This window comes from Siminovitchia fortis, assembly GCF_007681465.1.
In the GTDB taxonomy this organism is placed as follows: Bacteria; Bacillota; Bacilli; order Bacillales; family Bacillaceae_C; genus Siminovitchia; species Siminovitchia fortis.
The window spans coordinates 110,220-119,002 of record NZ_VEKZ01000004.1 but is presented as its reverse complement, the minus strand read 5'-3'; the positions used below and the strand labels follow the sequence as shown (position 1 = coordinate 119,002).

Sequence of the window (8,783 nt, the reverse complement as noted above, 5' to 3'; positions counted from 1 at the left end):
AAACTATCCCTCCGTACATTGATTGGTCAGGTGGAGACATGGACAGAGGAGAAAGAGGAGAAACCGCCAAGGTATTACCGGGAGAAGCTAAAAAGTACAGTCGGTGAAGCTGTAAGGGGCAATCTGCCATACCTAAGCCAAAAAGCAAACATTCCCGTATACCGTGCTTTAAAAGGGCTATCAGGTTTTTAAAAATGGAAAAAATAGTCGGCTTTGGAGAACCCTGAAAGTATGAAAGTGCTTACAAAATTAAAGGGCGAAAATTTCTGCCCACAAATACTTGACTCAAACTTTAACAAGGCACGTCTTTTCATTCCAGACGCATAATGATATAATTATATGTAAATTTCATCATTTAAAGAAAGGAGAGCCCATTTGTGGATCAGGAAACCAGAAGAACAGCTCCACTGGAACCGACAATCGAGAACTTGTCACAAGCTATTTTCACGGTCAACAGACACGCAAAGACAGCCCTTAATCCGAAATTCCTTTACAGCCTGAAAAAACAGGCGCTTGAAAAAATGATCAGGGAAAAGAAAGCATCCAAAGCAGGGCTGCATTTTTCAAGAAACCCGAGATTCAGCCAACAGCAATCGGATGTTTTAGTCAAATGCGGCGATTATACATTTCATATTCCGCCTACAAAGGAAGATTTTGAACAATTACCTCATTTAGGCCATCTTGATCAACATTCCCGCAATCCAAAAACATGCATGTCGCTAAGTAAAGCGAAACAACTCCTTCAAGAATATACCGGTCTCAAAGAACCCAGACAAGAACATCAAAAAAGAAAGCAGCAGAAGCCCGTGTTTAAAAAACTGGGTGACAGCTTTTTTTAATCGAATCCATGTGTCAGCAGCTTGATTCCGGCACACCGCTTGCATCCTTTTTGCTGTGTAATGTCCTTCTTAGCCCGTTCGAACCGCCGTATAGGGGACAGGCTTTGGCAAAAACAGTATTCTAGTTCTTATTACACCGTAAAGCCGCTGACTTTTTGTCAGCGGCTTTACGGGTTTACGGGGACTATCTCCAATATTTTATTAAGGCTTGTGTTCCACTGTCTTCCTCGCCCTTTTCCGCCAAAGTTTTATACATCTTTTCGGCAAGCGCAAGACCAGGCAACTCCAATCCCATTTTCTTCGCTTCATCAAGGGCGATTCCCATGTCTTTTATAAAATGTTTGATAAAAAACCCTGGTGAAAAGTCATCCTTCAATACCCGCGGAATGAGATTCGACATGGACCAGCTTCCTGCTGCTCCTGTACTGATGGATGAGAGCATTTTCTCAGGATCAAGACCGGCCTTTTGCGCGTATACGAGGGCTTCGGTTACACCAATCATGTTGGACGCAATCGCTATTTGATTGCACATCTTCGTATGCTGGCCTGCTCCTGCTTCTCCCTGGAATACTATATTATTGCCAAGTACCGCAAAAATGGGGCGGACTTCATTAAAGGCCTCTTCGGTTCCTCCGGCCATGATGGAAAGGGTTCCGTTTTTGGCACCTATATCCCCTCCTGAAACAGGTGCATCCAAAGCATCCATTCCAAGCTTCTCCGCTTCTTCAAAGATTTTTTTGGCCATCGTCGGAGTGGAAGTCGTCATATCAATGACAATTTTTCCTTTACCCGCTCCTGCAAAAATTCCGTTGTCATCAAAATACACGCTTTCTACGTCGTGTGGATAGCCCACCATTGTAATAATGACATCTGTTTCTTCAGCAACTTCTTTAGGTGACGCTTTCCAGTGTGCCCCTTCCGAAAGCAAATCTTCAGCTTTCTCCTTTGTGCGGGTATAGATGAAGACGGGATAACCGTTCTTCATTAAATTGCGAACCATCGCCTTCCCCATGACACCGATTCCAATAAAACCGATTTTTTTCTCCATTAGCTGAACAGCCTCCCTTTTAAATGGACCTTAGTTTTCCGCCGTCTACCACAAATGTGCTGCCTGTCATATATGTATTTCCTTCTGAAGCAAGAAAAACGACAACTTTTGCAAATTCCTCCGGCTTTCCGTCCCTTCCAAGAGGAATGTCTTTCTTTGACCGTGCTTTTATCTCATCTAAGGAGACCCCTTCCCTTTGGGCATGTGCCTCATCCAGATGCTCTACTCTTTCGGTTGCAATTCTTCCGGGGCCCACCGTATTTACAAGAATATTATACTTGGCAAATTCATCTGCAATCGTTTTTGAAAGCCCCACGATGCCCAGCCTGAATGTATTGGACAAAATCAGTCCGGGAATGGGTTCCCTGATCGAGGAAGAAGCGATATTTATGATTCTGCCGCCCTTTTCTTTTAAAAATGGGAGCGCTTCCCGAATCACCCTGATATATGATAGCAGGTTCAGCTCAAAAGAACGCTGCCAGTCCTGATCGTTCAAATCTTCGAAACTTCCGGCCGGCGGTCCGCCGGCATTATTAATCAATATATCGATTCTTCCGAACACATCAACTGTATGTTTGACTGTGCGCCTGATATCGTCGGGATTGGTGATGTCACAGCGTATGTATTCCACCTTGCCGCCCTGTAAGCGATTAAGTTCATTCGCCACTTGTTTCAACTGATCCTCGCTCCGGCTGGCAATCATGACGTCTGTTCCTTCCCGGACAAACTGTTCAGCGATGGCTTTTCCCAAACCTTGGCTGGAAGCCATGACAAGGGCCTTTTTATCTATCAAACCCAAATCCAAATTTCTCATCTCCTTTTCCCTTCATTCCTGTCACAAGTATAGCACAAGAATCAACCTGCAATCGCCTGAATAGACCCGGCAAACAGAAGAGGAATTCCGGATGAGAAAAACGTGAAGCTTAGCTGCGGTAACCGGGAAGAACACATTAAGAAAAGCGCAAGCGCCCGTTTAGCAACGTACAAACTGGAGCACTCCGCAATGAGATAAAGGAAACACGGCGAGGTACGAGCCGATGTTGACTTATCGTAGTGGAGGAGTGTGAAGTTTGCTAGTCGCTGGGCGCTGGAGCTGGACAAAGAAAGGCTTCTTTTGAAAAAAAATTTCATATCAGCTTATACTTTCTTTTACAGAAAAAAAAGGAAGACACAAAGTCTTCCAATAAAAGGGGGAAAAATGAGATTGACATGACTACTAGAAAATTCCAATCAGCCATGATTAGTATTTTATTACCCAAAACTTGACCAAATAACCTCTTTTTTTAAAAATTTTTTTATTTCATTTTTGTTACAACATCCGTGCATGTGTACATGGAAGGAACCGTTATTATTTTTACGATTGCACTTTTATTAAAAATAGTGCAAACTAGATAAAAAATAAAGGGGAGAAGCCAATGAAAATTGCTAAAGTCGGTGACCTCATTGAATTCAAGGACGGCCTTAGAGGAATAGTTGAAAAAATAAATGAAAACTCGGTAATTGTAGACTTGACATATATGAAAAATTACCGTGATCTCGAACTGGAAGAAAAAACTGTCATTAACCATAAAAACTATAAAATTATCAATGAATCAGTCAAGCTTTGAAACAACGTGCAGGCGTACAAGATTAGATTAAAAAAGCAAGCGAACATGCTTGCTTTTTTAGCTTGACTTCTCCCCCTTTATATCTCTATTGAAAGCCACAGCTTTGCCGGAATAGGATTGGAAGAATACTCTTTTTTCCGTTAGAATGAATTCATATTCTCAAAAGGTTATAGAAATTAGGAAAGGAACCAAACCTGCTGCATGTTTAAAAAATGGGTTGACTTAAAATTAATCGGAGGCATATTCTTTGCTTTCCTGCTCATCTATGTCACGTTCGACAGAAAGGATGTATTTTGGTATTTATATACGGCCACTCTCTTATTTTTAATCAGCTATACAATCGTAAATGAACAGCTTGACGATGAAGTGCCGGCAAAGGACTATATCAAACACGGGCTTTGGTCGGGAATTTCCCTTTATTTGCTGTTTTTTGCGGGGAACCGGATATTATCCGTTTTGCCGGGCTCATTGGACAACCAGGTTGCATCGCTATTCAACTTTTTTTCTTTTAAATTCATTTGGCATTACCTCGTCCTTATTTTTATCATGATTCCCGGAGAAGAAATCTTTTGGAGAGGGTTTGTCCTTAAAAGGATGACAAGACTGCTAAGCCCTGCAGCAGCCGTAATCGGCGCCGCCTTGCTGAATGGAGCGGGCTTTTTCCTCTCAGGATATCCCATATTGGCCTTAGCCGCTTTCGTGAGCGGCCTTGTCTGGGGAACCTTGTATTTATGGAAACGAAGCATACCTCTTGTCATTTTTTCACATTTGACGTTTGACCTGTTATTATTGATGATCTTCCCTTTATATTAGGCAAATCATATTTTGAAAAACATTATACAGGAGGCTATTAAAATGAAAAAAATGAAGTTATTATTCATCTTCCTGCTTGCCGCTGCCATGCTTTCAGCCTGCGGGACAACAAAAAAAGAGCAAAATGCCGGAAGCGGCGGCAGTGATGGAAAAGAAAACACCGAAACTGCAGACGATGGCACCAGCAAACAACAGGACGGTGAAGGCAAATCTGATGATGAATCCCCAGATGGACAAGATCAAAAGGAAAATGAAACCGGGAGAGGATCAGACAAGATCCGTCTGATGGAAAAAAACCTCAATTATCAAGTGAAAGGCGAGGAAAAAGAAGAAACGGCTTTTTTAAAGGAGAGCGACAATCAGGACTATTCCCTATACGTACTCCCGGACTATGAACTGACCGGCGAGGAACCGCGAAAAGATGTCCTCTACCTGAAAGAGAACGATGCATTGTTTATGCGGATTGAGCTCCTTCCGGCCGACGCAGAATTAAATGATGAAATTGAAACAGCCAAATCGCAGCTTGAATCTGTCAGCTCCGATATAAAAGAGGCCAAGCCGCAAGGGCACGAGTGGCTGAAAGACGCAGCCGGCTTTACGGCTGATAATGGAAATGAAAAAGTCAGCGCATACCTCATCCCGCAAAAAGATTGGCTGCTGAAACTGACAATTTTTACACCCGTCAAAGAAAATGCGGAAGATCCTTTCTTAAAAATGGCCGAAACGATTGAAAAAAAGTGAAATGGACATGCTAAAGCCCGGTGAGTGAATTCACCGGGCTTTATCCGGCTTGATCAACAGCAAAAATAAAAACCCGATGCTGATATACCCGAACAAAGGATATAAGATTTCCAACAAGGTCCCATATTTGACAAGACTTATGACATAAACAACAGACAAAAGGCAAATATAGATCCAAAGGCTGCGGATAGGCAAATAACTCCGTATCTGCCTTTCCAGCCCGTACAAATTCCCGATCACCGATGTGAAAATCTCCCCATATATAATAAGAAGATATAAGAAATAAAGTGTGCCTGCTGTCCCTTCTACAATCACTGCCATCGGGATGTCAAAACTTGCAGGATCAGACAGCGTTCCAAGTGATATGTGGCTTGATAAAAGAATGACAGTGAGTAGCAGGCCGCCGATCACCCCTCCCCTTTTTACAGCGGTACGGTCCTTGATCTCAGCTGCCATCGGCACCAGAACCGCCTGGGCCAAGGCAAGGTTAAATGCGGCATATGAAAAAGCCGACAAGACTGCTTTCCCTCCTTCTTCCCACCCTGATGAAACCACAGGTGCAAAAACCCGGCTGCCTGTATTCATCACCAGGAGCATAACAAGGAAATTGAAAACAACCATCATCGGGACAACAAATGTATTGACCGCAAACAACCCTTTCACCCCGGCAGCCATGACAATAAGTGTAAGAATTACTGTAAAGACCAAGCCTGTACGCGGCGGCAGCCGAAGCTGTTCCGTAAACAATGCCTCCGCACCGGATAGCATGACAGCACATACTCCCGTCAGCATGAGCATTAAAAAAATGTTCATGACCAAAGCGAGGCGGCGCCCAAACAAATATTCATTCAATTGCTCAAAGGACTTTGCCCTGATATCAATCGCGACAAGCATGATTTTAGAACCCAGCACAATAAACAGGACACCCGCCAGAAAGATGGCGGCAGTGCCATAGAAACCGAAGCGTGTAAAAAATTCGACGATCTCGCGCCCCGTTGCAAATCCCGCTCCTACTATTGTTCCCACATAGACTGAAGCGACCTGGAAAGCCTCTGACCATTTTCTCAACAGACACGCTCCTTTCCCCTCCTTTTATCCATATGAGACAGGCCCAAAAAAAATAAATTTTTTTGATCAAATGGGTTGAAAGTCAAAAAAGGTCAGTGTATAATGAAATCACAAGGTCAAAGTTGGTCAAACAACTTACCTGTTTTTTAATCGCTAAATGGTCAAAAATGATCAAACTAAATAATGGAGGTTAGATGCATATGCTATGCAGCAAATGTAATCAAAGAAATGCTAACGTTCATCTCCACGTAAATATTAATGGACAAAAACAAACCTTGGCATTATGCTCCACCTGCTATGCCAATGAAAAACAAGCTCTGGGAGCAATGGGAGGATCCCCTTTCGGAAATCAATTCGGGGGATTTGATGACTTTTTCAAAGGATTCCCGGGTGCAGGAGAAAATATATTTAATCCAAACATGAATGGAAAAGTCCAGGAAAGGACCGCTGGAGGACATGGCGGGGGATTCTTAGATCAGTTCGGCCGCAACTTGAATGATGCAGCCAAAGCGGGATTGATCGATCCTGTCATTGGACGTGACGAGGAAATCAACCGGGTCATCGAGATATTGAACCGCAGGAACAAAAACAATCCTGTTTTGATCGGTGAGCCGGGTGTTGGTAAAACTGCTATCGCCGAAGGCCTCGCCTTAAAGATTATCGAAGGCAGTGTACCTTCCAAATTAAAGAACAAGGAAGTTTATTTGCTGGATGTTGCTTCTCTCGTTGCCAATACAGGCATCAGAGGACAATTCGAAGAGCGGATGAAGCAGCTGATCGCTGAACTTCAAAAACGCAAAAACATCTTGCTATTTATCGACGAGATTCACTTGCTTGTCGGTGCCGGATCAGCCGAAGGCTCCATGGATGCCGGCAACATTTTGAAACCGGCGTTGGCCAGAGGTGAGCTGCAAGTCATCGGGGCCACTACATTAAAAGAGTACCGTCAAATTGAAAAAGACGCGGCATTGGAAAGACGGTTCCAGCCGGTGCAAGTCGGCGAACCAAGCAGGGAAAAAGCGCTGGAAATTTTAAAAGGCTTGAAAGACAAATATGAAAGCTTCCATGATGTGACTTACACAGACGAAGCAATCAAGGCATGCGTCGACTTGTCAAGCCGCTACATCCAGGATCGCTTCCTGCCGGACAAAGCCATTGACTTGATGGACGAAGCAGGTTCCAAGTTAAACTTGATGATCAATGAACCAAGCAAGGAAGAAGCACAGCGGCGTTACGCTGAAGTGGAAAAAGAAAAACAGGCGGCACTTGCCAAAGAAGATTATGAAACTGCCGCAAAACTCCGCGACGAAGAAGCGGAATTGGAGAAAATATTGAATGAAGGCTCAGCCGGACCACGGATGGTTGTGGATGTTAAGCATATTCAGGACATCATCGCTGTGAAAACAGGAATTCCAGTCGGAAAGCTTGAGTCGGATGAACAAAAGAAAATGAAAAAACTTGCTGACAATCTATCTTCCAAAGTAATCGGCCAGGAAGAAGCGGTTCAGAAAGTGGCCAAAGCCATCCGCCGCAGCCGTGCCGGTTTGAAGGCGAAAAACCGCCCGATCGGATCATTCCTTTTCGTAGGACCGACAGGAGTAGGTAAAACAGAATTGACTAAAGTATTGGCCGAGGAACTTTTCGGAACAAAAGATGCCTATATCCGCCTGGACATGAGCGAATATATGGAAAAACACAGCGTATCCAAGTTGATTGGATCTCCTCCAGGATATGTGGGACACGAGGAAGCCGGACAATTGACCGAAAGAGTACGCCGCAATCCGTACAGCATCATTTTGCTTGATGAGATTGAAAAAGCACATCCAGATGTACAGCATATGTTCCTGCAGATTTTGGAAGACGGCCGTCTGACAGACAGCCAGGGCAGAACAGTGAGCTTCAAAGATACTGTTATCATTATGACAAGCAATGCCGGAACAGGCGTAAAAGAGATCAAAGTCGGATTTGATAAAAGCGATGCACTAAAAGAGACGAGCATCCTCGATTCACTCGGATCTTTCTTTAAGCCGGAATTCCTCAACCGTTTCGACGGAATTGTAGAATTCCACAAGCTGGAGAAAGAACACTTATTGAAAATTGTAGATCTTCTACTCCGGGAAATGTCCGATACTTTGGCTGAACAAGGCTTGTCCATTGACATCTCAGGCGGAGTGAAAGAAAAATTAACGGACCTTGGATATCATCCACAGTTTGGTGCACGCCCGCTGCGCCGTGCGATCCAGGAACAGCTTGAAGATCAAATCGCAGATTTCATCTTGGAAAATGAAGATGCCGAGCAGCTTCAAGCTGTCGTGGAGAACGATAAAATCATCGTAAAACAAAAAGAGATTGCCTAATTGGGCAGTCTCTTTTTTTCATTTATTCAGTTTTCATGATGTTTGTACATGTCTTGCAGGATACGGTTTTGAGAATATTACAAACGATTGTTTGCGGCTTTGGTTTGTTGTCTTAGCAGAGGGTGTCGATTGAAAATTATGATAATAATCGTTCAAAAGCTGGTCAAGTTCACGGCTGCAGGTAATCGTTTCATCTGCGCTCAATCCGTATTTTTCGCCTAGAATGAACATTTCTTCCCGTTTTCGTTGAATCTTTGCCAAAAAAGTGCTTTGATCCTTACTGCTGTTGCACATGTGTTACTTACCTCCG

8 protein-coding genes and 2 pseudogenes are annotated in these 8,783 nt (G+C 43.6%); 6 read left to right on the top strand and 4 right to left on the bottom strand.

The genetic code is table 11. The annotated features are described in order from the left end of the window. Window positions 1-192, top strand: a pseudogene (locus FS666_RS19645) (ISLre2 family transposase); the annotation flags it as partial. Window positions 193-377: 185 nt separating this feature from the next. After that, complete coding sequence (locus FS666_RS02880; protein ID WP_120071827.1) at window positions 378-839, top strand: YkyB family protein; 462 nt, start codon at window positions 378-380, stop codon at window positions 837-839. A gap of 184 nt (window positions 840-1,023) precedes the next feature. On the opposite strand, the pseudogene FS666_RS02875 reads toward FS666_RS02880, so the two are convergent. Both FS666_RS02875 and FS666_RS02870 read right to left on the bottom strand, forming a co-directional pair. Continuing rightward, window positions 1,024-1,890: pseudogene (locus FS666_RS02875) on the bottom strand (NAD(P)-dependent oxidoreductase); the annotation flags it as partial. A 16-nt stretch (window positions 1,891-1,906) separates the two neighbouring features. After that, entirely contained in the window at window positions 1,907-2,692 is a 786-nt protein-coding gene (locus FS666_RS02870) for an SDR family oxidoreductase (protein ID WP_144460993.1), read from the bottom strand. Between the two features lie 610 nt (window positions 2,693-3,302). Here FS666_RS02870 and FS666_RS02865 point away from each other — a divergent pair. From FS666_RS02865 to FS666_RS02855, 3 genes are all read left to right on the top strand, one after another. Next, on the top strand, window positions 3,303-3,494 hold the full coding sequence (locus FS666_RS02865) for a YkvS family protein (protein ID WP_120071833.1): 192 nt from the start codon (window positions 3,303-3,305) through the stop codon (window positions 3,492-3,494). 201 nt (window positions 3,495-3,695) lie between these two features. Further along, window positions 3,696-4,307 (top strand): CPBP family intramembrane glutamic endopeptidase, encoded by a 612-nt coding sequence (locus FS666_RS02860; RefSeq protein WP_144460994.1) that lies wholly within the window; start codon window positions 3,696-3,698, stop codon window positions 4,305-4,307. Window positions 4,308-4,349: 42 nt separating this feature from the next. Continuing rightward, window positions 4,350-5,048 (top strand): DUF8580 domain-containing lipoprotein, encoded by a 699-nt coding sequence (locus FS666_RS02855; protein WP_144460995.1) that lies wholly within the window; start codon window positions 4,350-4,352, stop codon window positions 5,046-5,048. A gap of 30 nt (window positions 5,049-5,078) precedes the next feature. Here FS666_RS02855 and FS666_RS02850 read toward each other — a convergent pair whose 3' ends face one another. After that, complete coding sequence (locus tag FS666_RS02850) at window positions 5,079-6,116, bottom strand: YkvI family membrane protein (RefSeq protein ID WP_144460996.1); 1,038 nt, start codon at window positions 6,114-6,116, stop codon at window positions 5,079-5,081. Window positions 6,117-6,316: 200 nt separating this feature from the next. Here FS666_RS02850 and FS666_RS02845 point away from each other — a divergent pair, with 200 nt between their 5' ends. Continuing rightward, window positions 6,317-8,473 carry an ATP-dependent Clp protease ATP-binding subunit gene (locus tag FS666_RS02845; protein WP_144460997.1) on the top strand — a complete coding sequence of 719 codons (2,157 nt, stop codon included), beginning with the start codon at window positions 6,317-6,319 and terminating at the stop codon, window positions 8,471-8,473. A 33-nt stretch (window positions 8,474-8,506) separates the two neighbouring features. Here FS666_RS02845 and FS666_RS02840 read toward each other — a convergent pair whose 3' ends face one another. After that, the gene (locus tag FS666_RS02840) at window positions 8,507-8,767 is read right to left on the bottom strand and encodes an aspartyl-phosphate phosphatase Spo0E family protein (protein WP_144460998.1); all 261 of its coding nucleotides are present in this window, start codon (window positions 8,765-8,767) and stop codon (window positions 8,507-8,509) included. Window positions 8,768-8,783: the final 16 nt, after the last annotated feature.